Here is a 25,963-nt window from a genome sequence, read left to right as displayed (position 1 = left end):
CTGCGAAGGCTGAAAATCGGCCTAATTTACTGTCCGGAATGAGTTGACCACTACATTCTGTTACTATTTACTCCCTCACAATTTAACGCCACAGACCTATGCTCAATCCACAACTTTTCGAATTGCTCAAACAACTAGAGCTAAGGTACTCGGAGCCACCGAAATATAACCTTTTTAATGTACTCCGCTCTGCTCATGATGAGGTCCGCCTTCATTCACGGTTCCTTGCCGACCTCTTAAATCCTGAGGGTAGGCATCAGCATGGGAGGAGCTTTCTCGAACTTTTTTTTATCTAACATTGAAGTCACACTCAGTGAAACACCTAAGGTTTTCCTTGAATATCGCAATATCGATATCCTTATTCGCGCAGGAGATATCGCGGTGGTGGTTGAAAATAAGATTTATGCGGACGATCAGCCGGAACAACTTCTCCGTTACCACGAAATAATGACGGACGAAGGCGCAAAGACTATTCACCTTATCTACCTCACCCTTGATGGAAGGCAGCCAAGTGAGCAGAGCGCAGGCCACCTTATCGACCAAGTGAAATGCGTGAGTTATCGGCAGGACATTCATCACATCATAAATAAGGCTATATCACTGGCTGCTCGAGATGCTCCGCTCAGGGAGGCACTCATCCAGTACGAAACTCTCATCAACCTCCTCACAGACAGGACAGATAATATGGAACATATAGCCGAGGTTAAATCACTGCTGTTAAAGGATGACAACCTACTCTCCTTCCCTTCTCTTGAGCAGGCTTACAGGGAGATCAATATTGATAATCAGCTGGCCATGTGGGAGTTAATCGGAGACAGAATGAAGGGAGAATTCGGCTCTCTCACTGAAGATTCTCTCTCAGAACAGAGGAGGCAGGGTGAAAGGGTAGCGAGCTATGTCGACAGGAAAAACAACTCTCGTTATATCCGCCAAGCAGTAAGATTAGATGATGCGCCGGAATATACATTGTTTATTGAGCAGGACCATCATCTGTATTTTGGTATCGAGTTCGACCAGAAAAAGGGCACTGAAAACCGTCTTCCTCATATCGATGCACCATACCGAAAGGAAGGAAGTAAAAGAGACCTACGAATCTGGGACTACCCAAAAAAAATGATCAATTTCCGCAGTATTACCGCAGACGATATCTTATATCTGAGTAAAACGGCTAACTGTGAAGCATGGTTAATCAGATGATTGCTGAGCTCGCTAATATTAAGTCTCTGTTTGATAAGGCGCATGTAGTTAAATAATAACGATGCCAGTAAAAGGGGTGGACGATTTGGCCACCCCTTTGCTTTGAGCTATCTAGTTTCAGATTCCAGTTCTACTGACCAGACACAGGCGACGCACTTTACAGGACTTTTGTACCAGTTCTGTTTGGTACTAAATGAGAGTTTCTTTATGGGGGTGACTCGGTAGCCGGGTAAGGTCTCTATATGTTTTTGACGGCCGTCATCTCCTGTTATTACAGATTCAAAGACATCAACTAATGCACAGAAAAGTCTTGTTGTCTGGGGACGCGAAATTCGACAGAGCTTTTTGACGTCACCTTCATATGCGGTGGTTGTGGCCCGTAGTTTAAATTCGATGGCCAATAACTCACCATTGGGGAGTTCGAAAGCAAGATCAGTCGGACCTCCATTCCCATAATTCTTTTCCCGGTACCAAATGACTTCAGATGTGCCAAAGACAGATTCAGCCTCTCGAATGATGTTCTTTCCGCATTGATAAACAAAAGCCAGTTCAGGCATCCAGAAGATCCCCTCATTGGCGAGTTCTGACAGTTCTATATCTTCATCACGGGCGGTTTGGCAGATGATGTCTGCAATTTTTTCGATATTCATGAATGGCAGTTACTTCTCAAGCGATCTTGAGTGGTTATCTTTTTTGATGACAAGAATAAGCAAAGGGATGTTAACGATGATTAAAGCTACTGCAAGTAGGTTATGGCCTAACTTGATGGACGTTAATATTGGCGTATCTAAATTGATTAATAGTAAGAGTAAGTAGAATGAAACGAGGTTGAATAAGTAGCAAGCCCTTACCCATCTGTTGAGTAATGCAGCAACCAAAGAAACAGCAAAACCATACAAAGCAATCAATAGGAAAAGGTTATCTTCACTCCCGCTACTTTTAAGGTCTCTGCTGAATGATATTTCGCCATCGAGCTCAACCAACAGTCCACCATTTATCTGATGAAAGTAGCCGCAAGCTATGAGGATGAGAGCAACGGCTAATATCACAACCCTTATCAAACCTATGCCCCCCTGAATCTGACTTTAATGTGACATCAAATATAAAGGCCTCTTGTTTCTTTGTCTAAAGGCTTGTTATTTCATGCTTCATCCAAGGGTGAACGAATCGTTCACCCCTGTACTAAAGAGGGGGCCCTAAATCAGGGCTCCCCCTATTGGTATTAAGTCCATTAAGTAGAGGGGGGCGGTGAATCGCCGCCCCCTTTGTTAACCATCTATCACTGGTGCCAGCAGTTCGCTGATCTTCTCGTGGCTTCACGCCTTTCGTCCAGATAGTCATATCTGTCATAGACGCCTTCCACACCTTTTAACTTATGGTTGAGGCATCGTTCCGCAATATGACTGGCAATACCAACTGATGCAGCAAGGCTTCGGAACGTTCGTCTGAGGTCATGAACATGGAAAGGTTCGATGTGGCTCATTCTATTGGGAGGTTGCTTGCTCTTGCCGGGTTCCTTACCAAAGAGTTTGGCAATCGCTCGGTTAACAGTATCAGGACTTACATGGGGGTACTTACTGGAGCGCCTCGCGGGGAATAGATATTGAGAATCTCTGGCCCGAAGCCGGAGTTCTTCCAGCATTTCTATGACCTGTTGGGTAAGGGGAATATCAATACCCACTGAGGTTTTGGTTCTATCTGCGGGTAGAGACCAAAGCTTGTTCTCTAGGTCGAATTCATTCCATTTGGCGCCAAGTAGTTCTGACTTTCTGATACCGAGTGAGAGAAACAGACAGCAGGCTAAATAGTTCTCCCGGCTGAAGCTTGTTTGGTGTTGTCTGAACACATCGAAGACAAACTTCAGCTCATCAATACTCAAAGCCCTGTCTCTGGCTCGCTCCACACCACCTGCATCTTTGGTAGAAAATGCGAGGGCAGGGTTGGTATTCACCACACCCAGTTTGATGCCATGGTTAAAAAGCCGTTTAAGAATAAGAAGGGCATCGTTAGAAATAGAGGGGCGGCCACTGTAGCGAATGGCAGAAAGGATATCTCTAATCTGGCTGGGAGCGACGGAGTTCAGTCGATAGCCGCCAAGGTCAGGTTTGATCTCTTTGGTATAAACACGAAAGGGGATTTCTGGATGTTTGAGGTGATTAAGTAAATCGTTTTGATACCAGTCATCAAACAAATCATCGACGGTGCGAATTGTAATGCGTTTTTTCTGTTGGCGGATAACGATGGGGTCTTCATCTTCAACCAGTTTGTCTCGCATGGCTTGTGCCTGCGTTCTTGCCGCTGCGAGGCTGAGTTCTGGATAACTGCCTAACGTCATTTCTCGACGTTTGTCGCCGATGCTATAGCGAAATCGCCATGTGGTCTTGTAGGGATTTCGGACCCAAAGGTAAAGTCCGCCTCCATCACTATGTTTTTTGTTGTCGCCCTTAACAAGTGATTGGATTGTTTTGACGTTTAGTTTCCCCATCATTTTCTCCTTGGTCACCAGTTTGGTCACGCCTTGGTCACCATTTTGGTCACCATTTTGAGAAAACTTGGAAAAACAGATGAGGACAGTTACAAACGCAATTTATCTGTAACTGCCTGTTTTAAGTCATCTTAACTTGATGTAACCCGATGAAAGAAAACGGGTTAAAAATATCACTCAATGTTCTGGATCTGCTCACGCATTTGTTCAATCAGCACTTTGAGTTCGACGCCGGATGCCGTGATATCGGTGCTGATAGATTTTGATGCCAGTGTGTTCGACTCGCGGTTGAATTCCTGCATCATGAAGTCGAGGCGTCGACCGCAAGCGCCGCCTTTTTTCAAAATCTTGATGGTTTCAGAAACGTGAGAACCTAGACGATCCAACTCTTCCGCAACATCCGATTTTTGTGCCAACATGATGATCTCTTGCTCGATACGGTTAGGGTCGAGCTCGATTTTGGCTTCTTCCAACTTGCCAATCAGGCGCTCACGTTGCCATTTCAATATTTCTGGCATTTTCTCGCGAACTTTTGTTGTTTCAGTACTGATGGCGTCAAGTCTTTGCACAATCAGGGCTTTCATGTTTTCGCCTTCGCTAGCTCGCGCAGCAATAAAGTCATCAACGGTCTTATCAAAACCGTCCAGAAGGGCTTTATTGACCTGATCCATATCCTGTTCAGGCGCTTCCATTACACCAGGCCATTGAAGCACCTGAAACGGACCTACTGAGCCTTCACCAGAAAGGTCTTTTACCCATTTGGCGGCATGAATAACTTGTTTCGCTAAATCTTCGTTAATTTTTAGCTCGGTTTGCGCAGCAGCATTAGCTTCGAACCTCAGGTTACATTCCACCTTGCCACGTGCAAGACGCTTGCGGAAGCGCTCTCGAATGATAGGTTCCAGTCCGCGAAACTGCTCTGGCATCCTGATAAAGGTTTCAAGATATCGCTGATTTACTGAGCGGATTTCCCAAACGGCAGTGCCCCAGGTGCCTTTTATTTCGCGTCGGGCATAAGCGGTCATACTGTGGATCATAGATATAAGCTCTGTCACTGTCACTGTAATTGGTGGGAAGTATACGTGGTTGCTGTCACCTCGTCAGTAAACGCAATACGTTAGATGAAAATTAATTTCATTCACCCTATTACCATAGCAAACGGCTGTATATGTGATTTCGCCAAATTTTGACTGAATGTCCAACTTACTGGTGTCACTGTAACCACTGAGTTCTGATGTGGCAGATTTATTTTGGTATGAAACTCGCATCTTCAGGGGACTTGAGTATAATCGCCGGTTAACAAATTTAGCTTCATAAAAGGTGAGCACCTATGCGTCCAAGCGGAAGAGAAGTGGGTCAGATTCGTCCGGTAACATTTACCCGCCATTTTACAGCCCATGCTGAAGGGTCTGTATTGGTTGAATTCGGAGAGACAAAAGTAATCTGTACCGCGACCGTTGAGGATGGTGTGCCGCGTTTTCTGAAGGGGAAAGGCCAAGGTGGGTAACAGCAGAATATGGCATGTTGCCGCGAGCAACGCATACCCGTAACCGTCGCGAAGCTGCGAGCGGTAAGCAGGGCGGCCGCACCATGGAAATTCAGCGTTTGATTGCGCGCAGTCTCCGTGCGGCGGTTGACCTTGAAGCCTTGGGTGATTTCACTATTACGGTTGACTGTGATGTGATTCAGGCAGACGGCGGTACGCGCACGGCCTCTATTTCAGGCGCGAGCGTGGCTTTGGCTGATGCGCTGAACCAAATGGTGGCTGACGGCAAACTGAAAGCCAATCCAATGAAAGGGCACGTCGCTGCAGTCTCTGTCGGTATTTTTGAGGGTACGCCAATTTGTGACCTTGAGTATGTAGAAGACTCATCAGCAGAAACTGACATGAATGTGGTGATGCTGGAAGATGGCCGAATGATTGAGGTGCAGGGTACCGCAGAAGGTGAACCTTTCACTCACGACGAATTAAATGCGATGCTGGCTCTTGCAAATCAGGGCATTGAGGACATTGTTGTTGCTCAGAAGGCATCCCTCGAAAATTAATAAGAAGCGGCTCATAACGAGCCGCTTTTTTTTACTTAATGTACCAATCAGGCGTGAGCCTGACAGGAAAGACCGGCAACAGCCAGAAAATCGACAGGAGAGAAAATGAAAGCCTATCAGCGTCAGTTCATCGAGTTTGCTCTGGAAAAACAAGTATTGAAGTTCGGTGAATTCACCCTGAAATCAGGACGTAAGAGCCCTTACTTCTTCAATGCGGGTTTGTTCAATACCGGGCGTGACCTTGCTCGTCTTGGTCGTTTCTACGCGGAAGCACTTGTCGATGCGGGCATAGATTACGATGTGCTGTTTGGCCCTGCTTATAAGGGTATTCCCATTGCGACGACGACTGCGGTTGCACTGGCAGAGCACCATGATGTGGATACGCCGTACTGCTTTAACCGTAAGGAAGCCAAAAATCATGGTGAGGGTGGTAACCTTGTAGGCAGTGCATTGGAAGGCCGAATCATGCTGGTGGATGATGTGATCACTGCAGGTACGGCAATTCGTGAGTCGATGGAAATCATTAAGGCTAACGGTGCGGATCTGGCGGGCGTGTTGGTTGCTATTGACCGTCAGGAGCGCGGCAAAGGTGAACTGTCAGCCATTCAGGAAGTGGAAAGAGATTTTGGTTGTCAGGTTGTTTCGATTGTCAGTCTTGGCGAGCTGGTGACGTACCTTGAAGAGCAAGGTGGTGACAACGCACATTTGGATGCGGTAAAAGCCTACCGCGCGGAGTATGGTATTTAAGCCATAACAATCCGAGAAGTGCTCAATAAAAAAGCGGCATGTTGCCGCTTTTTTTGATGCTATTGATGCGTTAATTCAGGCGATTTGCGAGTTAAGCATTTGCCAGTATTGGTCGAAGTCTGCAGTAGGGGCGTATTTGAAACTTGAGCGAACATAACGGTTAAAGTTGCCTTCTACCTGTGTGAGCAGTTGCGCGGCGAGCACGGATTCGTCGACGGGGAAGCCTTTTCCTTCGCGTAAACGCCTTTCTTTCAATACCTGTCTAAGCTGACTTTCAATTTTTTCGAATAGCTGATTGATTCTGCCCTGCAGTCTGTCTTGTTCAAACATCAATGCATGGCCAGTCATAATACGGGTCAAGCCCGGGTTACGTTCTCCGAATACCAGTAATAACTGGATGATAAGACGCAAGCGGACAAGCGTGTCCTTTTCTTCGTTAAGAATGCGGTTAATACGGGTGATCAGAGATTCTTCTATGAATTCAATCAGACCTTCAAACATCCGGGCTTTGCTGGGAAAGTGACGGTACAGGGCTGCTTCTGACACACCTACTTGTGCGGCCAGTTTTGCGTGGTGATCCGTTGGCTTCCTTGAGTAGATTCCAGCATCTGTGCCAGTGCCTGAAGGATTTCTTCGCGGCGGTTATGCTTCTTTTGACCGGCCATGATAGATAGTTCCTTTGCGTTTCTGATGAGGTTGACGTCTTTGGTGCAGCTATATTATCCATCCGACCGCTGTATTAAAAGAATAATGCGCGAAGTCGGGCAGTTAACTGCCAGCCAGAGCAAGGAAAACACGGTTCTACCACAAAAAAACGCCAGCTGATTGTGGCGTTTTATGATCTTGATATGAGCGTGTGACCTTATTTGGTCCCAGAGTGTCCAAATCCACCTTCACCACGGTCTGACGCATCAAAGTCTTCAACAATGTTGAAGTCGGCCTGAACAACAGGCACAAACACTAATTGTGCAATACGCTCGCCCGGCTCGATGACAAAGGTATCGTGACCACGGTTCCAAACAGACACCATCAGCTGGCCTTGATAATCAGAGTCAATCAAGCCGACCAGATTACCCAGTACAATACCGTGCTTATGGCCAAGTCCTGAGCGAGGTAAGATAGTGGCTGCCAGCGATGGGTCTGCAATGTGAATTGCTAGACCTGTCGGGACGAGGTGTGTCTGACCCGGCTCTACCGTGAGTGACTCATCTAGGCAGGCACGTAAATCCAGGCCCGCAGATCCTTCTGTTGCATAGGCTGGCAGGGGGAACTCGTTACCGACGCGTGGGTCGAGTATTTTCAGATCAATTTTCTTCATTATTAGTTTCCGCAGTAGAGCGTATGAATTTCACTGACAAGCCGATCACCAATTTCTTGCTTGCTCGCCAGCGGGATAGCTTTGTCGCCTTTTGGCCAGAATAGATGAAGGGAATTCTGGTCGCTGTTGAAGCCTTGTCCTTGCACAGACACATCGTTAGCGCAGATCAGGTCGAGATTTTTCTTCTCAAGCTTCCGCCGCGCGTATTGTTCCACATCCTGGGTCTCGGCTGCAAAGCCGACTGTGAATGGACGGTCATCTGTCATTGCAGCGACCGATGCGACGATATCTGGGTTTTTGACAAGTTCGATGTGCATGTCGTCTTTGCCATCTTTCTTTTTCATCTTCTGACTGGCAACCTCAGCGGGCCTGAAATCGGCAACTGCGGCACAGGCAACAAAGATTGTGTGATTGGCTGCCTCGTCCATTACCGTGTCATACATGTTCTGTGCGCTTTCAACGTTGATGCGTGAGACGCCGTCTGGTGTATTGAGGTTAACCGGTCCGCTGACCAAGGTGACTTTGGCCCCGCGTTTGGCCGCCGCCTCGGCGATAGCGAACCCCATTTTACCTGAACTATGGTTGGTGAGATAACGCACTGGTCGATGGCTTCGCGTGTTGGCCCTGCTGTGACAAGCAGAGAGATACCGTCGAGATCGCCAGGTGCAAAGTGTTCTTCAACGGCCTGCACCAGCTCCATTGGTTCAAGCATTCTTCCCAACCCTGTGTCGCCACAGGCTTGCGAGCCACTGCCGGGCCCCAGATAGGGTGTCCTCGGCGTATAAGCGTTGCCAGGTTTTCCTGTGTGGCAATAGCGTGGTACATCTGTTGGTTCATGGCAGGTGCAATGGCAACAGGCGACGCTGTGGCAAGACAAATGGTCGTGATCAGATCGTTACCCATGCCATGCGCTATGCGGGCCATCAGGTCGGCAGTGGCAGGTGCAACGACGACTAAGTCCGCCCATTTAGCTAACTCAATATGGCCCATTGAGGCTTCTGCTGCGGGGTCGAGAAGGCTGTCAGAAACTGGGTTCCCCGATACGGCTTGCAGGGTAAGAGGTGTAATGAATTCTTTCGCAGCGTGGGTCATCACGATACGGACGTCCGCGCCGCGCTCAACAAGGCGGCGAGTCAGATCAGCGCATTTATAGGCAGCGATTCCGCCACCCATCCCCAATACTATCCGCTTTCCGGCAAGATTCTGGGCTATGTTTGTCGTCATATCTAATTGGTCTTTGAATTATCTACTCCTTCGAAAGATACCATAAAACGCTTTTTGATGACGTTTGGCCGTTCAGAACTGCTCATAGCATCGCGTCCGATCAAAGCGATAACGAAAGCTTTCTATCCGGTTGTGAGAGGTGTAAATGGCTGATGTAAACAAGGTGATGCTCAGTAATGTTTGCCGAAAACTCTCTCGCACCCTGATAGCAAAAAATTGAATGCCCCCTCTAAAAGGTAATTCTGCGCAATTATTCACCAGCCGAAGCCGCCTTCATGTCATTAAAAGACCTACCAGCCGATTGCAGACCCAGAGAAAAGTTGTTGCAAAAAGGGGCAGAGTCGCTCTCCGACTCTGAGCTACTGGCAATTTTTCTTCGCACAGGCGTAAAGGGAATGAATGCCATTGAATTATCCGCCTATCTGTTGGAAGACTTTGGGTCATTGAGATCATTAATGAATGCGGACCTTCACGCTTTCAGCCAACGCAAGGGGCTTGGAAGCGCCAAATATGCGCAGCTTCAAGCGGTATTAGAGCTCAGCCGTCGTCATCTTGAAGAAGTGATGGAAAGAGAAGATGCATTGACCAGCCCGTCTCATACCGCCAGATTTTTACGGGCTAAACTCAGAGACAGGGTAAGAGAAGCGTTTCTGGTGCTGTTTCTTGATAACCAAAATCGTCCGATTAAAGACGAGGTGATGTTTGAAGGCACTATCAATGCCGCAAGTGTTTATCCGAGAGAAGTGGTGCGTCGTGCGTTAGAATTGCATGCCAACGCGGTGATTTTAGCGCATAATCACCCGTCTGGTATTGCTGAACCCAGCCATGCAGACAGAGTGATCACCGACAGGATCGCGGATGCGTTATCCTTAGTCGACATTAGATTACTCGATCATATGGTTATTGGAGATGGTTGCGTGGTGTCATTCGCTGAAAGGGGCTGGATTTAAGAGTTTTTCACCATTCAGACGAAAAAACGCCTAAAAAACGACAAAAGGATCTGCTCGGGACTTGAGCAACGCCATCTCAGTTAGTATAATGCGCCACCTTTGATAGCCTTGACCTTGAGCCTGACCTTGATTTTGCAGGACTACTGGACAAGGTTGATATCGAGCTGAAACGATTTGGAGAGACATTCATGTCACGAGTATGCCAAGTAACTGGCAAGCGTCCTGTAACGGGTAACAACCGTTCACACGCTAAAAATGCCACCAAGCGTCGTTTTCTGCCAAACCTGCAAACTCATCGTTTCTGGGTAGAAAGCGAAAACCGCTTCGTAAAACTGCGCCTGACCCCTAAAGGCATGCGTATCATCGACAAGAAAGGTATTGATGCAGTTCTGTCTGACATCCGTGCCCGCGGTGAAAACGTTTAAGAGGACTTAGAAAATGGCTAAGAAAGGCGCACGTGAGAAGATTCGTCTGGTATCTACTGCTGACACCGGTCACTTCTACACTACCGACAAAAACAAACGTAACATGCCTGGCAAATTTGAGATCAAGAAATTTGATCCAGTTGTTCGCAAACACGTTGTTTACAAGGAAGCTAAAATCAAGTAATTGATTTTCGTTTCATGAAAAACCCGGCTTAGGCTGGGTTTTTTTATGTCTGTCATTCACGTATCCCGGCCAGCTCTTCGTATACTGGTTGGAAAGGAATGTAAGGGGTGGTGTTATGAATAAAATGTCCCGCCGGACATGGAATAATGTGCTTATCATCGGTATTGTCTGTTTTATCGGCCTGATGTTTTTGCCTGAATATTTTCGTGCGAAGCTCGCCGATGCCGAACGTGAGAAAGCTCAGCCGGGTGTGATTAGTCTTCTGCCTGATGCGGTGCGTGTGAAAGCATTGCAATTTAATGGATTTCGACTCTACGATGATGGAAAGTGGCAATCTGACCGACCATTGTCTGTTTCTGCCGATGAGCTGGCTAATCGATGGATCACCCTGTCTGGTACAGTTATCAATGAAGGTATGCTTAAACAAATGAAGCCAGGGCTGACCAATCCTGAGACCCTTAACGTGATCATTGGCGAGCAACAGCAGGCTTATCGTCTCACCTTTTACCGTCTCGATAAATTCTGGTTATTACAGAATTGGGAAGATCGTTGGCTTGCAGTGTCCGTTGATCAAAACTATCTCCTCCCTGATATTACGGCCCAATAAATTATGCCAGAGTTACCGGAAGTTGAAGTCAGTCGTCTGGGAATAAGCCCACACGCCGAGGGGCAGATAGTCACTCGTATTGAGGTACGTCAGCCCAAGTTGCGATGGCCTGTGCCTGAAACCATCAAAAATATTGAAGGGCAGACGATCACTGCCATTGAACGAAGGGCCAAATACCTCTTACTTCATACGCCTGTCGGCTATGCAATTGTGCATCTCGGTATGTCAGGCAGTCTTCGAGTATTACCCAATGCCACGGCCCCTGAAAAGCATGATCATGTTGATTTGCACTTGGCGTCCGGCAAGCTGATTCGCTACAACGACCCAAGGCGCTTCGGTGCTTGGTTGTGGCAAGAAGCAGGAAGCGATCACCCAGCGCTTGCCAAGCTGGGCCCGGAGCCGTTGACTGATGATTTCAACGTTGAGTATCTGCTTGAAAAAGCAAACGGCAAGCGTACCGTATTGAAGTCTTTCATTATGGATAACGCAGTGGTTGTCGGTGTCGGGAATATTTATGCCAATGAATCACTGTTTACGTCACGTATTCATCCTAAGCGACCTGCGGGTAAACTGACTCGTGAAGAGGCTGAGAAGCTGGTTGCGGTGATCAAGTCAGTGCTTACCACTGCTATTAAGCAAGGTGGAACAACGCTGAAAGACTTTACCCAGACTGATGGCAAGCCGGGTTACTTTGCTCAAGAGTTACAGGTATATGGCAAAGAAGGTAAGCCATGTCCGGTATGTGGTGAAGAGCTTGAAGGCGTGAAGATCGGTCAACGCGCGACGGTGTTTTGTCCGAACTGTCAGATTTAGGTAACTCCAATATCGAAATAAGCCCGCGTTACGTCGCGGGCTTATTGATCAGGCTTTGCCTAACTTCCCTTTTAGGGCTGCCAGAACGCTTGCTGCAACAAAGCCGCTGGTATCACCGCCATGAAGTGCAACTTCCTTGACCAGTGTGGAAGAAATGAATGAGTTTTCCTCCGATGGAGTCAGGAAGACACTTTCTAGCTCTGGCATTAATCGTCGGTTCATGTTGGCGAGTTGGAATTCATACTCGAAATCTGAGACTGCACGTAATCCACGAACCAAAATGTTGGCGTCATATTGTTTGGCAAAATCGACCAACAAACCGGAAAAGCCAACCACTTTGACGTTTTTCAGGTGCTGGATAATGTCCTCAGCCAGGGCGACACGCTCTTCCAAACTAAAAAGCGGCTTTTTACTCGGGCTTGCGGCGATCCCAACAATCACTTCATCAAACATTGAGGCTGCACGTTCGACGAGATCGAGATGACCATTGGTAATAGGGTCGAAGGTGCCCGGGTAAATCACACGGGTAACTTGTTTCTTGCTCACAGTCATGTCCTGCTTAGGCTATTTCTGGTCTGATACTAACAAAAATGACGTCGATTTTCTGATTGTGTCTTCACATGCATGAGGGTTTACCCGTGCAATCACACTCTTGAGAGATAACCGAAGTTCACTCGCATCTTTGTCCGGTTCAGGTATTATTTGCCCTGAATTTTTCTCTGTGGAAGCTGAAATGAAAAAAGTACTGGTAGTCCGTAACGATAAGATTGGTGATTTTATGCTGGCATGGCCTTCGTTTGCGATGCTAAAGCAAAGTCTGCCAGACACAGAGGTTACGGCGCTGGTTCCTTCATATACCGCAGAATTGGCAACCCTTTGCCCATGGATTGATGAGGTTATTGTCGATTGCGGCGAAAATGCGGATAAAGACCAGCAAAAGACCCTGTTATCTGCTGTCAAAACCGCCGGATTTGATGCCTCTATTTGCCTTTTCTCTGATGCGTACAACGCCAAGCTGATGTGGGGTGCGAGAATTCCTTTCCGTTTAGCACCTGCCACTAAAATCTGGCAGTTTTTGTACAATCACAGAATCACACAACGGCGTTCGCGCTCAGAGAAGCCAGAGTATGAGTACAACCTCGATTTGATTCGGGCTTTTTTGACGAAACTGGGTAAAAAAATTGTTGAACCTGAAGCGCCATATCTGACGTTCGATCCTCTAACTCTTGATATCCAGCGCGAAAAGCTGGCTGCTTCTTTGAATATTGATGTGGCCTCACCTTGGCTATTTGTGCATGCAGGCAGTGGCGGCTCGGCCAACAACTTATCTCTTGAGCAATATCGTGAGCTGATTTCGGGCATTGTGTCCCAGCAGGGAATGGAAGTCGTGCTCACCGCTGGACCGGGTGAAAAGGAAAAGGCCAGAGAGCTTCAGAGCTTATTAAAAGCGGACAGGGTAAATGCGACGGTGTACGATAAAAATGCCGGGCTACAAGATTTCACCTGCTCCATCGCCTGCGCATCCTTTTTCATCGCAGGGTCAACGGGACCTCTTCATATCGCGGCAACTGTTGATGTACCTACCGTCGGGTTCTATCCGAATAAACGAAGTGCCACGCCTCTTCGCTGGAGAACGATTAACAGCAAGGGACGGCATGTTGCTTTTGCGCCAGACGCTGATAAAGACAAAGATGTTGCGTCTGATATGTCGCGTATCAAGGTTAATGAAATCGTAGGAGATGTGTTGGGCTTTATGCGCCGTTAACGCGTCGATGAAATGGCTTCGATGGTTTAAAGGTTTAGTTGCGTGAGCTGTCTGATTGGTCTGGGTAGCGACTGTCAGTATTACGAATCCATAAGTCGGCATATTTAGCAAAGGTGGAGTGTGCCGACAAAAGTGCAATTAAGAAGCCTTGCTTGCCGTCCAGAAAACCCAGCTTGAGTACATACATTTTCAAAAAGCAGCCAATACCATGCACGATCGCCTGAGACAGGCTACTTTTCTTTCCCTTCGCCTCACGGATGTCGGCCCACGCCTTTGCATAGTGAGCGGACTTGACCAGATAGTGATTAAGGTCCTGATAGGAGTAATGGAGTAACGCGCCCCCGAGTACCAAGGATTTTGCGCCTTTAGGGCGAACCACCCCTTCATGCACCAAAGCATCGTTATAGTGTGTGTATTCTCTCGGGTACACACGGACATGACTGTAATACCAACCCGAATAACGTAGAAAGCGACCGAATACCCAAGTCAGCTCATTGACCTCAACCAAAGTGTTTTCAGGTGGGTTTTCTAGCATGGTGAGAATACTGTTTTTTAGCTCATCAGAGACCACTTCGTCAGCATCAATTGCCAGATCCAGTCTTTGGTAGCATAGCTTTGCGCACGCTGCTTTTGTCTGCCGTAGCCTTGCCAGTCTGTATTGACGAACACCTCAGCCCCCGCCTCTTTGGCGATTGAAAGCGTGTTATCTGAGCTACCAGAGTCCAACACTATAATCTCATCAACCCAATGCAATGAGCGCAGACAATCAGGGAGCCTGTTCTCTTCATTTTTGGTGATAATGATTGCGCTGATTGAGTGTCTTTCTGGCAAGGTATTGTCCTAGAGGGAGTCCATTTTTCATTTTCGATACTTAACGAATAGCAGAGCTTGCTGACTAAGTGCCAGAATTTCATTGATTACATGCTAATGAATTTAGGTAAGAGTTTTTGTTCTATTTTTGCGTATCAGTATTATGATACTCAGTGCAAGAGTGTGTACCGCGTGAGGCGTAGTGGAAGGGAGAGGGCCTCTTGCACTGATAGGGGTGTTACTTAGAATGCCTTTCGTCGTTGGCGCGGATCCAAAGGTCTGCATATTTCACAAACGTTGAGTGTGCCGATAAAACAGCAATTAAAAACCCTTGTTTGCCGTCTAAAAAGCCGCGTTTGAGAACATACATTTTCAGAAAGCAGCTGATGGCATGAATCATCCCTTGGCTGATACTGGTTTTCTTGCCTTTCTGCTCCCGGGTGTCAGCCCATGCTTTGGCGTATCCCGCTGATTTGACGAGGTAATTATTAAGGTCTTTGTAGGAGTAATGCAGTAAGTCGCCCTGTAAGGTGTCTTTTTTGCCGTTGGCAGGTTCGATGATTTTTTCATGAACCAGCGCATCGTTATAACCAGTCAGTGTTCTTGGGTAGAAGCGAACAATTTTGTCATACCAGCCCGAGTGATTGAGAAATCGACCAAATACCCACGTTTTTCTTCTGAGGATAAAAAGGGTGTTGTCTTTGGGAGATTCCAGTTCTCGGAGAATGCTTTGTTTTAGTTCCTCTGATACAACCTCATCGGCATCAATCGCCAGAATCCAATCTTGAGTGGCATAGCTTTGTGCCAGTTGTTTTTGTTTGCCAAACCCCGGCCACTCATCATTTACATGTACTTTGGCTCCAACATTTTCAGCAATCTCGACAGTGCGATCGGTGCTGCCAGAATCAACGACGATAATTTCGTCTACCCAGTCGAGTGACGCTAGACACTCAGGCAGGATTTTTTCTTCATTCTTAGTAATGATGATGGCACTGATGGTCGCGCGGCTCATGGCTGCAATTCCTTATCTTTAAGTAGTCTGTCAAAGGTGTTGATGACGTTTTCCGGTGTGATGCGCTGCATGGCGTTTTCGTCTTTTACCCGAGTGCGCCATGCAATGTCGGCGGGCGTTTTCCCCGTTTCCGCTAGGATGGCGTCCTCATAGACGCTGACGACATAGTCACGCCACCGATAAGGACCTGTTCTGGCAGGGTTATGGTGTGCGTACAGACCAATAACAGGCGTGCCGATGGCATTGGCTAAATGTGCGGGGCCGCTGTCGGGCGCTAGCACCAATTTTGCCTGCTGCTCAAGAGCTACCATTTGCAGTAACGTGGTTTTGCCTATCAAGTTGTCTACTTTAACGCTCAAAAGACGTTGTATCTTTTCACCCAATTCGAGCTCTGATTTTCCTGGACCGCCAGCGAGTAGGATACGAAAACCAAGTGATGCTGCATGTTCTATCACTGCAGCATAACCTTCAGCCGTCCAGTTCTTGAACGTTTTGCTGGCTGCTGGCGCAATAATCAGTGTGGGTGTATCGCCAATCATTTCTGACGCCCAAGCGGTATCTTGATCTGGCAAGGTTATTGACCATCTTGGCGTTTCGGGTTTGACGCCCAGTGTCTCAGCAAATGCCATAAAGCCATCCAACACGTGAAGTGATTCTGGCGATGGCACTTTTACATTGGTAAACCACTGTTGTAAATCGCTGACGCGGGTTTTATCAAATCCAAGGCGGTAGCGGGCTTTGATGCCGATTGACAGAACACTGGCTCTAAGGGCTGTTTGCATGTGTAGCAGGGCATCGAATCGTCTGCCTTTCAGGATATTCCAGACGGTTTTTACGCCTTGCCAGCCAGCTCTTTTATCGTAGGTAATGACTTCAACATCCGGCATCAAGGGCGCTATCAGCGACGCTTCTGCTTTTCCTGCAATCCAGGTCAGTTTGGTCTCTGGCCATTGTCGTTGAATGCTCTGAACGGCTGCAATGGCGTTGCAGACATCGCCGATGGCTGACAATCGGAGAATACATAAAGAATCAGGAGCAGAAGAAAACAGGGCCATGATGTCGCTTATCTGAATTGAGAACGACAGATTATGCAGTGACGACCATGCAATGTAAAATACTGGCGAATTCCAACACACCGATAACCAATCAGCAGGCTTAACGTGCAAGAAAAACGCCCTTCGAACAACGAGCAAAAAGTCATCCTTGGCAATACCCAGATATGGTTTGATGCTGAGTGGGTGACAACCGAGCCTGAACGCTGTTTTGATATTGATTTTTGGCAGCAGGAAGGGGCGGTGATTGGATCTGCACAGGGAAGGGGAACAACATGGTTTGTTCAGTTTGAAAAGTTTGCAGTAGCGCTGCGTCATTACATTCGCGGCGGGTTATTCAGGAAGTTGGTAAAAGACAAATACCTTTTCACAGGCTGGGAGCAGACCCGTGCTGTGAAAGAATTTAGATTGTTGTCGCTGATGAAGGCTGCAGGGCTGCCTGTTCCTCGTCCAATAGCTGCAAGGGTTATTCGAAATGGCCTGTTTTATCGAGCTGATTTAGTGGTCGAAAAAATCAATGATGCGAAAGACTTAGTTGCAGTCCTTCAACGTAGCGAGTTATCGGACGATGTTTACCAAGAGATTGGGAAATTAGTTCGTCGTATGCATGATATGAATATCTGTCATACCGACCTGAATATTCACAATATCTTGTTGGATGGTCATGGCGCACTATGGCTAATTGACTTTGACAAATGCGGTCAGAAAGCGGGCGACAACTGGAAGTCTGATAATCTTGCGCGGCTCAAGCGGTCGTTCCTGAAAGAACAAAACCGCTTTGGTATTCATTGGCAGGAAGATAACTGGCTGCAACTACTCAAAGGCTATGGCAACTAGCCAATAAAGGGTGCGAGAGCCTTGAGCGTTTTACCTACAGCGCCGCGGTTACTTTCGACAATCGATAGCGCCTGGAGCCCTTGTTGCTCTCTTTCTTGTGGAGCATTGAAAGCAGCGGTTAACGCAGTAGCAATTTCGTCACTGGTACTGCAAATCTGGCAGGCTCCATCTTCTATCAGCTGATCGCCGATCACTTGAAAATTGTAGTAACTTGGCCCGGTAAGCAGCGGTTTGGCGAGGGAAGCGGGCTCTAAAAGGTTATGACCACCAACCTTTTCACCAATTAGACTGCCAGCCATAAAGGCAATGTCACTGACGGCGAACATCTTCATCATCTCACCCATGGTATCACCGAGATAAAGCTGCGTGCTTGGCGATACTCGTTCAGCACTGCTCCGGCGGACAACATCAAACCCCATGTGTTGTGCCTGCGTATAAACGTCATCAAAACGCTGTGGATGACGAGGTACCAAGATCATTAATGCAGATGGTACTTTATCCAGTAGCGCTTTGTGAGCTTGAAGCAAGATATCGTCTTCCCCCGGGTGCGTACTTGCCGCGATCCATACTGGTCTCCCGGCTATTTCTTCGGTGAGAGAGACAACGTCAGGCATTTGATTATCAAACTGCGGCAAGTCGAATTTGATCGAACCTGTGATTGAGAGCTGTTCGGGCTTGAAACCCAAATCCGCAAATCTTTCAGCATCTTCTCTAAATTGACAGGCAATATGATCAATGTTCTTTGTCAGTAATTTGAGGAAGGGAGGAACTCGCTGATAGCGACTTTTTGAGCGCTCGGACAATCTTGCATTCATCACAACAACCGGGATATTGGCACCAGATACCGTAGCAAGGGTATTAGGCCATAGCTCGGTTTCCATGATAACCAGTGCTCGCGGATTTATACGCTTAATAAAGCCACGCACTGCGAATGCAAAATCGATCGGCATATATCTATGTTCGATGTCATGCCCTAGCTTTTCTGCAATTGCCGCGCCCGTTGTGGTCGTGGTGGTCACTAAAATCGGAAGGTCAGGGTGTTGCTTGCGAAGTGCCAGTAATAAAGGCTTTGCAGCAATGGTTTCTCCGACGGATACCGTATGTAACCAGAGCGGTGAGTCTGATGAAATAGCAGGAGCGAACCCGAAATGCTCTCGCCAGCGTTTACCAATCGGTGGTTTCCCCGGTTTGCTTTTGTAGAGCCCAAATAACAGAAAAGGGGCAGCAAGAATAAGCAGTAAGGTGTAAACGATCCGCACAATCATACCTGTCATCGTTAAATTGGCGTCAGTTTACTATAAAGGGCCCTATTGCGGGCCCCTTTTAGATTATTGCTGTGGTTGCAGCCCAATATCAATCAATCGGCTTTCTACCTGATCAGCGTAATTCACTTTATAAGAGTATTTATCACTGTCATGTGATGCCACCAGATTGATGATAAGGAAGAAGCCTGCCAGACCAAGAAGTAACTGGGTAAAACGCTCAGGCTTTTTCTGTTGCCAGCTTTGTGCTTTCACCAGCAAGGGTATCAGTGCTAGCGGATAAGTCAGTATCAAATGCCAGTATGAAAAGGTAATGGGCGATAACATGGCACTGACAATAATTCCTATAACGGTTGCCAGCGCAAACAGAAGTAGCCAGTGAGTATCATCCTCAATCACATGTTGACGCTTTATGGTTGGCTTAATGACCTTCCAGTATTTCCAGTTAAGCTTTGCTGAAACTACAACAGTGATTGCACCAACAACAAATAATACCGCTTGCCAGCAGTACTGAATCACCATCTGTAACCAACTCACAGTTGTCAGCCAGTCAAACGACGCATCAGTAATGATACGGTTAGAAAAGAGCGTTGAACCGTAGCGAAGCCAGTAGAGCACAGCTTTCAGTACCGGGTATACATGCACAGCGCCGTAGCCAATATAGCGGTCACTCTCACGGCTGATGCTGTCGTTGGCCATGTATTCTTGTAGATAAGGAATTAACGACGCCACAATTGCCAGCCCGCCTGAAATTGCTCCAACCCACGAAATATGTATCATTCTGCGGTAAAAAAGGTACATCGACATCACAGCAAGAACTGGCCAAGAGTAGTGCAGTTGCATGGTTCCACCAATTGCGACGACATGCAAAAAGCTATAGATGAATGAGGCCTGATGCCGCATCTTAAACGCCGACCAAAAATGCAAAGCGGTAAAGAAACAAAGGTAGGACGGGTTGTACATCAGGCTGTCGTAGAGCAGCCATGGGTTTAACCAATACAGCACCATAAATGCCAGTCTGACGGGCTGAGAGAAGATGCATTTGATAACCGCATCAAACAGCAGAAACGAGACTAGCTCAATGCAATTAACAGGGCCATTGGAGCCCATGGGCTGTCCCACAGGACCAGAGGCCCGCCGACAATCACAGCCGATAAAGAGCCAGGCACATTACCAACGGCACTTGCAGCATTGCCAAACGCCTGCCAGATACCTTGATATGCGCCGAGGTAGCCTTTGTCCAGCATTTGTGTCTGATCGCCAGTTAGTATTTGATTGTTGGCATAGATAACTGCCAGCAGCGTGCCAATCAGCAGTGCGCCCATGTAAAACGGCGTAAAATAACGGTTTAGGAAGTGGTCCTGATTCATGATTAGGCAGTTCCGAGTCGATAAGTCATTTGGAAATGGGTGAGCCAGTGTCCTGACGATAAGTCCAGAATCTATGGATGAGGTAAGTGATTGCTGGCAAGAGTAAAACCACCAGAAGTACCCTCAGGTAGCTGTTAGTGTCTCTGAATAATTCGCTGATCAGTTGCGCTGTCAGTAATGCGGCGAATTGGACGATGAAAAAGCGCTGTGCGTTTTTCAAGGTTAACGCATGTTGAAAGACAAACAGAGACTGCATCAGGTAAGAGAGAATAAACGCGCAGCAAAACCCCACCACATTGGCGAGAAAGACCGAAGGGGTGAAGAAGTGCAGCATTGAAAAGGCGATAGCAACATGGGTGAAGGTGGCTAACCCACCTGTTAAACCGTACCTGATGACTCTGATTTCGAGCAGTTTATTCAGCGTCTTTTTCATTGCTGGTATCTTTCTCAAGGATGTAAGTGGGTCTTCGCTTTGATTCTATATACAGCCTGCCAATGTATTCACCCATGACACCTAGCCCAACCAATTGGATGCCACCTAGAAAGAGGACAACGGCTATCAGTGAAGGGTAACCGGGAACATCATGGCCCATTATCAATGTCTTTAGGATGATAATGCTGCCGTATATGAATGATGCGAATGAAATGAACAGTCCAATATAAAGCCAGATTCGAAGCGGGACTGTACTGAAACTGGTAATGCCATCGAGAGCAAAATTCCAAAGCCGCCAACCATTGAAACTGGTCTCACCGGCTGCGCGGGGTGCACGCGTATACTCCACCACTTTGGTGTTAAAGCCAACCCAAGAAAAGATGCCTTTCATAAAACGCTGGTTTTCAGGAAGCAGTTGAATTGCCGTCACAACCTTTCTGGTGATCAACCTAAAGTCACCGACGTTATCGGGGATTTCCACCTGAGCTATCGAGTTGTGGAACTTATAAAAAAGACTGGCAGTAATCTTTTTTGCCAGAGAGTCGCTACTTCTGTCTTTTCGTCTGGCGACAACAACATCGTAGCCATTTTTCCATTCAAGCAGAAAATCATGGATGAGTTCAGGAGGATCTTGCAGATCGGCATCGATCGGAATAATGACTTCACCGAGGGCTTGATCCAGTCCTGCGGTCATCGCCGCTTCCTTACCGAAGTTTCTCGATAAATTGATAATACGGATATGGCGATTCTCACCTTGAAGTTTCTTGAGCACTGAAAAGGTATTGTCTTTACTGCCATCGTTGATGAAAAGTAGCTCGTAGGTGTACCCGGTAGTCGAGAGAATATCCGTTATTTTTGAGGTGAACGTTTCAAGAACTTCCTGTTCATTAAAACAAGGACATACAATCGAAATGACAGGAGCCTGGCTCATGTTCTTCTCCGTGACACTGAGTGATGACGTATCACTCTGGCTAGTAAATGGGCTGAGGGTGAGTATACCGATTTAGATGGTAATTTTCGCCGAGTGATTACGTAATGTTACGCAGATCAATGTCCTAATTGCGGCAGATCTCGGTAAGCTTTGATGACATGCTCGACAGATAATTCGGTCAGGCATTTGAGATGATTAAGCGGACACTCTCGTTTGAAGCAAGGTCTGCACGCGATATCCGTATTCACCATTTGCACATTTTCAGAAAGTGGTGGCGTGTACTTGGGGGAGCTGGAACCATAAATTGCGACAATGTTAGCGCCGACAGCCGCCGCAACGTGCATAAGACCTGAGTCATTAGAGAACACGGTATGACATGCTGCGAGTAAATCCACTGCGTCGACCAAGCTTGTTTCACCCGCCAAGTTGAAACACCTCTCTTTAAGCTCTTCTGGCAACGCACCTTTGATCAACTGTGCAACATCGTTGTCTTTGGGACCACCGAACAACAAAACCTGATTACCCTCGCGGATAAGTGTTTCTGCCACTTTTGTATAATGTGCTTCAGGCCAACGCTTAGCCGGCCCAAACTCAGCACCGGGGCAAATGCCGACGATAGGGGTGTCTGAAATATTGAAGCGTTTTAGACAATCGGTTTGGTTGTCTTCGTCAACTCGAAGTGAAGGGTGCTTGATGGTACGGAATTCTGTCTTGTCCATCATGACTTCTTTGGGATAGGCCAGCCCAACATAGCGTTCTACCATGTACTGAAAAACAGTCCTATCAGCGCGTATGTCATTTAACAGGCCATAACGCATCTCTCCCTTCCACCCAGTTCGGTTTGGCACGCCAGCAAAAAATGGAATGAAGGCAGACTTAGCTGAACGAGGTAGGACAAACGCATGTGTGTAGTCGTTGCTTTTGAGACTTTTTCCCAGTTTCCAGCGGCCGGATAAGTTGAACTCTCCGTGACCAAAAGGCATTTCCAGCGCTTCGTTGACTTCAGGCATCCGCTCAAGCACAGGTCGACACCAAGCTGGCGCCAAAACGTCAATCAAGCAGTTAGGGTTTAGTTCTCGAAGGGTGATGTACAGACTCTGCGACATCACCATATCGCCAACCCAAGATGGTCCGATAATTAATATTTTTGTCTTCATTGTTAATACTCTCTATGTTGACGCTGGCTTCAAAAAGTTAGCTTTTCGTCCCAAGAGATTTCAGACTTTACGACTTTTGCTGGGCAACCAACAGCAACCGAGTTTGAGGGGATATTTTTTGTGACAATGGAATTTATACCTACAATGCTTCCCGAAGCAATACAGCAACCTTTTAGCACAGTGACATTGTCAGCGAGCCAAACGCGACTGCCAATCTCAATATTCTCAGCCGGATTTATACGGATACCATTTTGACTAACGTCATGGCCGTCACTAGTCATCAACTTCACATTACGTGAGAACATACAGTTGTCCCCAATAGTGAGGTTCGTTCCTTTTTCTCGGCATGAAAAGTAGCACTCTTCACCGATTACACAGTTTTTACCTATCGTTAGAGTACAGTTATTGCCTATCAACTCTAAGTGCACACCTCTAAGGTTGGCGCCATCTTTGAAAATCAAAGTGTTTCCTGCGCCATGAATATCGACTATACACTTTCGAATCCGATTGTTATTTCCAAAGTGGACTGTATTACCACTATCAATGCGCACTCTATTCCTTAGCTTGAAGGATAGGAGAGTCATGAAATCAGCCATGGTACGTCTCATCTTTTACTTTTCTGAACAGGTAATTGCCAATTACTTTCCTAAACAATCCAAACACATCAGTACCCGGGTAGATACCTATGCGACGGATTAAAAAGGGTTCTTCATGAAAGGCCAATGGGCCACTGTTTGTTGCGACGGCAAATTGGTATCCCGCCTCTTTTGCCAATGATTGACTGTCATCGTTCCAATCACCGTATGGATACGCGAAAGAGACAAGTGGGTAGCCCAATAGCTCTTCTAACTGATTTTTATTTTCCGTGATTTCTGCATGTTGTTTTTCTCTAGGAAGTCTATCCAGATGTGGGTGCGTCAATGTATGACCGCCAATTTCGACATGGCCGGAATCTGAAAGTTCCTTCAGTTCAGCTGGATTCATCAAGTCAAAGCGCTTTTCTGGTGTATCGGGGTGTTCGACATCCCACTTGTTGTAGTCGATACCTGTCACTGCATAGACAACTGCCTTGAAGTTATACTTCTTGAGCAGTGGAAGCATCAGAGTCAAGTTGTCCTTGAAACCGTCATCCACTGTGATCATGCAGTAGCGTTTGCCTTCTTCAAGGCGAGATATCAATCCGTTCTTCTGGATATCTGCAAATGTCAGTGTTTCAAAGCCCAGTTTTTTTAGCAGCTTGAGGTGCTTTTCAAACATTGCAATGTCGATATAAGGCGCCATGTCACTGCGGCTCTCTTCGCTGTCTGAGAACCTGTGATACATCAATACGGGTATTTCACGTCTACGTGTTCGGACATACACCGTTTGGTAAATGTCTTCGAGTTGAGTGACGATATTATCGAGGTCGTAATTATCTTTGACCTTCTCAGTGACCGTCTTTTCACAGTGAGGAGAAGAAAGCGCTTGTTCGATTTGCTGAGCGATCATTGAAAAATCAATGTCTAAGTCTTTTGGACCAATATCGCCAAAGTTGGTGGCCATTGCATGTTCAATGGTTTCTTCGGTGACGGGGCCGATAGAGATAGCTTCTCCAATCGCAAAGGTCGGTCTTCCGCAAAGAAGTGACTCCATGGCAACACGTCCGGCCCCAATCACGAGATCAGATTTCGCCATCATGCCCGGTACATCCTCGACGTAGCCAACAAAATCAGCTTTGGTTTTGAATCTATCAAAACGCTCTGTGGGTTGCGTACCTGTCACAATCTTAACGTCGTATTTTTCCAGATCCAGGCATTCATCCAAAAGACGGAAGCAAAGATCGCCTTTTGGGCCGCTGAGCCTGCCAATAATCGAAATGACCTTTTTGGTATTTTCAGGCGCGTCTGTCCACTGGTAACGATCTGTACTGATGCCATTTCGACTGACCGTCATGGTGTCAGGAGGCACATCCAAATCCTCAAGTAACTGCGTATAAATCGCTTCACATACAGGTAATGCACGGTTACCCATGGCATGGAATTTTTTACGTGAACGATGGACAGGCTGCCTGCCATGCACTGTTGTGACCATTGGGGTGCCTGTGAGCTTACAGGCGACGTGACAGCTCCAGCTTGAAGCACGTGAGTGGGCGTGTACCAGTTGTATCTTATGCTTCTTAATCAGGTAAATCAGATAGCCGACGTGCCAGAAACGACGTGGCACACTGCGTTTGTTAAATCGCAGTGAAAAAAACGGCCCTTTGTGGGGTTTGGTCAGCGTATCTGACACATAAAAGACGTTGTGTCCGCGTTCGGTTAATGCATCGCCGACAGTGGTGGCATAGACTTCTGCCCCGGTCACTTCACGCTGTGACAACGCCATTAAAATATTCATGGGTGAGATACCATTTAATAAAGTTCGCTACCGTCGGGTCGGGTCCGAAGCAAATTGATAATCCACATGTACTGTTCCGGTGCCGAGGTAATGAATGCCTCCAGATGACTGTTCATGATCCGTGCATCCTGCTCATCGTCCCCGGTAGGGAAGTTTTCCAATGGTGGTTTAACAATGACTTCAAAGTTGCCTGTTTCGCGATTGTAGGCAGACATCAGTGGCACCACTTTGGCTTTGCCTAATCGTGCCAGTTTGCCAAGGCCTGCCAGCGTGGCTTTTTCTGCGCCAAGGAAGGGAACGAAGACACTGTTTTCACGTCCGTGGTCCTGATCGGGCAAATAATAACCCAAAAAGCCTTCGCGGATCGACTTGAGAAACGGTTTTATTCCTGTCGATCTTTCGTGAATACAACCACCATACTTGAGACGCTGAACATTCATCAGCCAATCATTGAGTGGGTTGGATTGTTTTTTTACCAGTCCAACAATGGGTAAGCCGCGTGAAGCCAGCTGAACCGCTGGATAATCGATAGACCAGGTATGAGGGACGAGCAGAATTATCTTCTCACCGTTTTCAGCCAATTCGGTGAGGATTTGGTCACCGTGAAATACGGTTCGTCTGGCCAGATAAGCTTTGCTTCGTACCAGAATGGTCGCAAACCCAAACAAAATGCAGCCAGCATTCATGTAGCTTTGTTCGAGAATATGATGGCGTTCTTGTTCCGATTTTTCTGGAAAACATTGCGCAAGGTTAATGACCGCGCGGCGTTTGGCGCTGTTATTTAGCTTGACCAACTGTTTTGCTAATAACATTGCGATTTTGTCCCGGATACGGAAGGGGACAAACGCCATTAAGGCGGCAAGGGCAATCCCTATCCAGCTCCCCCAGTATTTGGGGTGCAGAAAAGACCACTCGAACTTCGGCGAATACTCTGATGGTGTCGAATGACTCATAGATAAGCAGTA

At 47.1% G+C, this 25,963-nt stretch carries 27 protein-coding genes and 4 pseudogenes; 11 read left to right on the top strand and 20 right to left on the bottom strand.

The features are described 5' to 3' along the window. Positions 1-98 precede the first annotated feature (98 nt). Both CS022_RS28045 and CS022_RS09755 read left to right on the top strand, forming a co-directional pair. A complete protein-coding gene (locus CS022_RS28045; RefSeq protein ID WP_129122121.1) occupies positions 99-296 on the top strand; it encodes a PD-(D/E)XK nuclease family protein in 198 nt (65 codons plus the stop codon). Then, positions 262-1,197 (top strand): PD-(D/E)XK nuclease family protein, encoded by a 936-nt coding sequence (locus tag CS022_RS09755; RefSeq protein ID WP_129122120.1) that lies wholly within the window; start codon positions 262-264, stop codon positions 1,195-1,197. Before CS022_RS28045 ends, CS022_RS09755 begins: the two co-directional genes overlap by 35 nt. 107 nt (positions 1,198-1,304) lie before the next feature. Here the strand turns inward: CS022_RS09755 and CS022_RS09750 are convergent, their stop codons facing one another. The 4 genes from CS022_RS09750 to CS022_RS09735 all read right to left on the bottom strand — a co-directional run bounded on the left by CS022_RS09750 (position 1,305) and on the right by CS022_RS09735 (position 4,719). Further along, entirely contained in the window at positions 1,305-1,847 is a 543-nt protein-coding gene (locus CS022_RS09750) for a hypothetical protein (RefSeq protein WP_129122119.1), read from the bottom strand. 9 nt (positions 1,848-1,856) lie between these two features. Beyond that, positions 1,857-2,258 (bottom strand): hypothetical protein, encoded by a 402-nt coding sequence (locus CS022_RS09745; RefSeq protein ID WP_129122118.1) that lies wholly within the window; start codon positions 2,256-2,258, stop codon positions 1,857-1,859. 218 nt (positions 2,259-2,476) lie between these two features. Further along, the gene (locus tag CS022_RS09740) at positions 2,477-3,712 is read right to left on the bottom strand and encodes a tyrosine-type recombinase/integrase (RefSeq protein ID WP_328590341.1); all 1,236 of its coding nucleotides are present in this window, start codon (positions 3,710-3,712) and stop codon (positions 2,477-2,479) included. A gap of 143 nt (positions 3,713-3,855) precedes the next feature. Next, positions 3,856-4,719: a YicC/YloC family endoribonuclease gene (locus CS022_RS09735; RefSeq protein ID WP_129122117.1), complete on the bottom strand. Its 864-nt coding sequence runs from the start codon at positions 4,717-4,719 to the stop codon at positions 3,856-3,858. A gap of 293 nt (positions 4,720-5,012) precedes the next feature. Here CS022_RS09735 and rph point away from each other — a divergent pair. Together rph and pyrE are read left to right on the top strand one after the other, a co-directional pair. Beyond that, a pseudogene (gene rph, locus CS022_RS09730) lies at positions 5,013-5,728 on the top strand (ribonuclease PH). Positions 5,729-5,833: 105 nt separating this feature from the next. Further along, complete coding sequence (gene pyrE, locus CS022_RS09725) at positions 5,834-6,475, top strand: orotate phosphoribosyltransferase (protein WP_129122116.1); 642 nt, start codon at positions 5,834-5,836, stop codon at positions 6,473-6,475. Positions 6,476-6,550: 75 nt separating this feature from the next. On the opposite strand, the pseudogene slmA reads toward pyrE, so the two are convergent. From slmA to coaBC, 3 genes and pseudogenes are all read right to left on the bottom strand, one after another. Further along, a pseudogene (slmA, locus tag CS022_RS09720) lies at positions 6,551-7,140 on the bottom strand (nucleoid occlusion factor SlmA). A 197-nt stretch (positions 7,141-7,337) separates the two neighbouring features. Then, positions 7,338-7,793, bottom strand: coding sequence for a dUTP diphosphatase (gene dut, locus CS022_RS09715; RefSeq protein WP_328590340.1), 456 nt, complete (start codon positions 7,791-7,793; stop codon positions 7,338-7,340). Positions 7,794-7,795: 2 nt separating this feature from the next. Continuing rightward, positions 7,796-9,017 (bottom strand): annotated as a pseudogene (gene coaBC, locus CS022_RS09710) (bifunctional phosphopantothenoylcysteine decarboxylase/phosphopantothenate--cysteine ligase CoaBC). Between the two features lie 275 nt (positions 9,018-9,292). On the opposite strand from coaBC, the gene radC reads away from it, so the two are divergent. From radC to mutM, 5 genes are all read left to right on the top strand, one after another. After that, positions 9,293-9,967: a RadC family protein gene (radC, locus tag CS022_RS09705; protein WP_129122114.1), complete on the top strand. Its 675-nt coding sequence runs from the start codon at positions 9,293-9,295 to the stop codon at positions 9,965-9,967. 188 nt (positions 9,968-10,155) lie between these two features. Then, positions 10,156-10,392 (top strand): 50S ribosomal protein L28, encoded by a 237-nt coding sequence (gene rpmB / locus CS022_RS09700; RefSeq protein ID WP_129122113.1) that lies wholly within the window; start codon positions 10,156-10,158, stop codon positions 10,390-10,392. A gap of 13 nt (positions 10,393-10,405) precedes the next feature. Further along, entirely contained in the window at positions 10,406-10,576 is a 171-nt protein-coding gene (gene rpmG / locus CS022_RS09695) for a 50S ribosomal protein L33 (RefSeq protein ID WP_129122112.1), read from the top strand. Positions 10,577-10,691: 115 nt separating this feature from the next. Continuing rightward, complete coding sequence (locus CS022_RS09690; RefSeq protein WP_129122111.1) at positions 10,692-11,183, top strand: hypothetical protein; 492 nt, start codon at positions 10,692-10,694, stop codon at positions 11,181-11,183. Positions 11,184-11,186: 3 nt separating this feature from the next. Continuing rightward, a complete protein-coding gene (gene mutM, locus CS022_RS09685) occupies positions 11,187-11,996 on the top strand; it encodes a bifunctional DNA-formamidopyrimidine glycosylase/DNA-(apurinic or apyrimidinic site) lyase (RefSeq protein ID WP_129122110.1) in 810 nt (269 codons plus the stop codon). 48 nt (positions 11,997-12,044) lie between these two features. On the opposite strand, the gene coaD is transcribed toward mutM, so the two are convergent. After that, the gene (coaD, locus tag CS022_RS09680; RefSeq protein WP_129122109.1) at positions 12,045-12,548 is read right to left on the bottom strand and encodes a pantetheine-phosphate adenylyltransferase; all 504 of its coding nucleotides are present in this window, start codon (positions 12,546-12,548) and stop codon (positions 12,045-12,047) included. 181 nt (positions 12,549-12,729) lie between these two features. On the opposite strand from coaD, the gene CS022_RS09675 reads away from it, so the two are divergent. Next, on the top strand, positions 12,730-13,761 hold the full coding sequence (locus CS022_RS09675) for a glycosyltransferase family 9 protein (RefSeq protein WP_129122108.1): 1,032 nt from the start codon (positions 12,730-12,732) through the stop codon (positions 13,759-13,761). A 34-nt stretch (positions 13,762-13,795) separates the two neighbouring features. Here CS022_RS09675 and CS022_RS09670 read toward each other — a convergent pair. The 3 genes and pseudogenes from CS022_RS09670 to CS022_RS09660 form a co-directional block, all read right to left on the bottom strand. Beyond that, positions 13,796-14,592: pseudogene (locus CS022_RS09670) on the bottom strand (glycosyltransferase family 2 protein). Positions 14,593-14,809: 217 nt separating this feature from the next. Then, on the bottom strand, positions 14,810-15,583 hold the full coding sequence (locus CS022_RS09665) for a glycosyltransferase family 2 protein (RefSeq protein WP_129122107.1): 774 nt from the start codon (positions 15,581-15,583) through the stop codon (positions 14,810-14,812). Further along, positions 15,580-16,638 (bottom strand): glycosyltransferase family 9 protein, encoded by a 1,059-nt coding sequence (locus CS022_RS09660; protein WP_129122126.1) that lies wholly within the window; start codon positions 16,636-16,638, stop codon positions 15,580-15,582. The genes CS022_RS09665 and CS022_RS09660 overlap by 4 nt, the downstream gene beginning before the upstream one ends. 105 nt (positions 16,639-16,743) lie before the next feature. Here CS022_RS09660 and CS022_RS09655 point away from each other — a divergent pair, with 105 nt between their 5' ends. Then, a complete protein-coding gene (locus tag CS022_RS09655) occupies positions 16,744-17,472 on the top strand; it encodes a 3-deoxy-D-manno-octulosonic acid kinase (RefSeq protein ID WP_129122106.1) in 729 nt (242 codons plus the stop codon). On the opposite strand, the gene waaA is transcribed toward CS022_RS09655, so the two are convergent. The 9 genes from waaA to lpxM all read right to left on the bottom strand — a co-directional run bounded on the left by waaA (position 17,469) and on the right by lpxM (position 25,951). Continuing rightward, the gene (gene waaA, locus CS022_RS09650; RefSeq protein WP_129122105.1) at positions 17,469-18,731 is read right to left on the bottom strand and encodes a lipid IV(A) 3-deoxy-D-manno-octulosonic acid transferase; all 1,263 of its coding nucleotides are present in this window, start codon (positions 18,729-18,731) and stop codon (positions 17,469-17,471) included. The genes CS022_RS09655 and waaA overlap by 4 nt on opposite strands. Positions 18,732-18,800: 69 nt before the next feature. After that, positions 18,801-19,844 carry a 3-deoxy-D-manno-octulosonic acid transferase gene (locus CS022_RS09645; protein ID WP_235869370.1) on the bottom strand — a complete coding sequence of 348 codons (1,044 nt, stop codon included), beginning with the start codon at positions 19,842-19,844 and terminating at the stop codon, positions 18,801-18,803. Beyond that, positions 19,808-20,104 (bottom strand): hypothetical protein, encoded by a 297-nt coding sequence (locus CS022_RS26200; RefSeq protein ID WP_235869368.1) that lies wholly within the window; start codon positions 20,102-20,104, stop codon positions 19,808-19,810. Before CS022_RS26200 ends, CS022_RS09645 begins: the two co-directional genes overlap by 37 nt. A gap of 25 nt (positions 20,105-20,129) precedes the next feature. After that, positions 20,130-20,537 (bottom strand): GtrA family protein, encoded by a 408-nt coding sequence (locus CS022_RS09640; protein ID WP_129122104.1) that lies wholly within the window; start codon positions 20,535-20,537, stop codon positions 20,130-20,132. After that, on the bottom strand, positions 20,518-21,468 hold the full coding sequence (locus tag CS022_RS09635) for a glycosyltransferase family 2 protein (protein WP_129122103.1): 951 nt from the start codon (positions 21,466-21,468) through the stop codon (positions 20,518-20,520). Before CS022_RS09635 ends, CS022_RS09640 begins: the two co-directional genes overlap by 20 nt. Before the next feature lie 116 nt (positions 21,469-21,584). Then, the gene (waaF, locus tag CS022_RS09630; RefSeq protein ID WP_129122102.1) at positions 21,585-22,625 is read right to left on the bottom strand and encodes a lipopolysaccharide heptosyltransferase II; all 1,041 of its coding nucleotides are present in this window, start codon (positions 22,623-22,625) and stop codon (positions 21,585-21,587) included. Between the two features lie 29 nt (positions 22,626-22,654). Then, a complete protein-coding gene (locus CS022_RS09625; RefSeq protein WP_129122101.1) occupies positions 22,655-23,221 on the bottom strand; it encodes an acyltransferase in 567 nt (188 codons plus the stop codon). Next, positions 23,214-24,998, bottom strand: coding sequence for a polysaccharide deacetylase family protein (locus CS022_RS09620; protein ID WP_129122100.1), 1,785 nt, complete (start codon positions 24,996-24,998; stop codon positions 23,214-23,216). The genes CS022_RS09625 and CS022_RS09620 overlap by 8 nt, the downstream gene beginning before the upstream one ends. A 14-nt stretch (positions 24,999-25,012) precedes the next feature. Then, a complete protein-coding gene (gene lpxM / locus CS022_RS09615; RefSeq protein ID WP_129122099.1) occupies positions 25,013-25,951 on the bottom strand; it encodes a lauroyl-Kdo(2)-lipid IV(A) myristoyltransferase in 939 nt (312 codons plus the stop codon). Positions 25,952-25,963: the final 12 nt, after the last annotated feature.

Origin of the sequence: Veronia nyctiphanis, from assembly GCF_004116385.1 — a bacterium.
Taxonomy (GTDB): Bacteria; Pseudomonadota; Gammaproteobacteria; order Enterobacterales; family Vibrionaceae; genus Veronia; species Veronia nyctiphanis.
Note: the sequence above shows the minus strand (reverse complement) of the source record. Positions and strands in the feature narration are given on the sequence as shown.

What these genes read in the sequence shown, in the direction of transcription:
- rpmG (WP_129122112.1), top strand. Translation starts at nt 10,406, where the DNA reads ATGGCTAAGAAAGGCGCACGTGAGAAGATTCGTCTGGTATCTACTGCT.
- CS022_RS09735 (WP_129122117.1), bottom strand. Translation starts at nt 4,719, where the DNA reads ATGATCCACAGTATGACCGCTTATGCCCGACGCGAAATAAAAGGCACC.
- CS022_RS09675 (WP_129122108.1), top strand. Translation starts at nt 12,730, where the DNA reads ATGAAAAAAGTACTGGTAGTCCGTAACGATAAGATTGGTGATTTTATG.
- CS022_RS09660 (WP_129122126.1), bottom strand. Translation starts at nt 16,638, where the DNA reads ATGGCCCTGTTTTCTTCTGCTCCTGATTCTTTATGTATTCTCCGATTG.
- CS022_RS09665 (WP_129122107.1), bottom strand. Translation starts at nt 15,583, where the DNA reads ATGAGCCGCGCGACCATCAGTGCCATCATCATTACTAAGAATGAAGAA.
- CS022_RS09645 (WP_235869370.1), bottom strand. Translation starts at nt 19,844, where the DNA reads ATGGGCTCCAATGGCCCTGTTAATTGCATTGAGCTAGTCTCGTTTCTG.
- CS022_RS26200 (WP_235869368.1), bottom strand. Translation starts at nt 20,104, where the DNA reads ATGAATCAGGACCACTTCCTAAACCGTTATTTTACGCCGTTTTACATG.
- mutM (WP_129122110.1), top strand. Translation starts at nt 11,187, where the DNA reads ATGCCAGAGTTACCGGAAGTTGAAGTCAGTCGTCTGGGAATAAGCCCA.
- CS022_RS09750 (WP_129122119.1), bottom strand. Translation starts at nt 1,847, where the DNA reads ATGAATATCGAAAAAATTGCAGACATCATCTGCCAAACCGCCCGTGAT.
- radC (WP_129122114.1), top strand. Translation starts at nt 9,293, where the DNA reads ATGTCATTAAAAGACCTACCAGCCGATTGCAGACCCAGAGAAAAGTTG.
- CS022_RS09755 (WP_129122120.1), top strand. Translation starts at nt 262, where the DNA reads ATGGGAGGAGCTTTCTCGAACTTTTTTTTATCTAACATTGAAGTCACA.
- dut (WP_328590340.1), bottom strand. Translation starts at nt 7,793, where the DNA reads ATGAAGAAAATTGATCTGAAAATACTCGACCCACGCGTCGGTAACGAG.
- lpxM (WP_129122099.1), bottom strand. Translation starts at nt 25,951, where the DNA reads ATGAGTCATTCGACACCATCAGAGTATTCGCCGAAGTTCGAGTGGTCT.
- waaF (WP_129122102.1), bottom strand. Translation starts at nt 22,625, where the DNA reads ATGAAGACAAAAATATTAATTATCGGACCATCTTGGGTTGGCGATATG.
- CS022_RS09625 (WP_129122101.1), bottom strand. Translation starts at nt 23,221, where the DNA reads ATGGCTGATTTCATGACTCTCCTATCCTTCAAGCTAAGGAATAGAGTG.
- pyrE (WP_129122116.1), top strand. Translation starts at nt 5,834, where the DNA reads ATGAAAGCCTATCAGCGTCAGTTCATCGAGTTTGCTCTGGAAAAACAA.
- CS022_RS09640 (WP_129122104.1), bottom strand. Translation starts at nt 20,537, where the DNA reads ATGAAAAAGACGCTGAATAAACTGCTCGAAATCAGAGTCATCAGGTAC.
- coaD (WP_129122109.1), bottom strand. Translation starts at nt 12,548, where the DNA reads ATGACTGTGAGCAAGAAACAAGTTACCCGTGTGATTTACCCGGGCACC.
- CS022_RS28045 (WP_129122121.1), top strand. Translation starts at nt 99, where the DNA reads ATGCTCAATCCACAACTTTTCGAATTGCTCAAACAACTAGAGCTAAGG.
- CS022_RS09620 (WP_129122100.1), bottom strand. Translation starts at nt 24,998, where the DNA reads ATGAATATTTTAATGGCGTTGTCACAGCGTGAAGTGACCGGGGCAGAA.
- CS022_RS09635 (WP_129122103.1), bottom strand. Translation starts at nt 21,468, where the DNA reads ATGAGCCAGGCTCCTGTCATTTCGATTGTATGTCCTTGTTTTAATGAA.
- rpmB (WP_129122113.1), top strand. Translation starts at nt 10,156, where the DNA reads ATGTCACGAGTATGCCAAGTAACTGGCAAGCGTCCTGTAACGGGTAAC.
- CS022_RS09690 (WP_129122111.1), top strand. Translation starts at nt 10,692, where the DNA reads ATGAATAAAATGTCCCGCCGGACATGGAATAATGTGCTTATCATCGGT.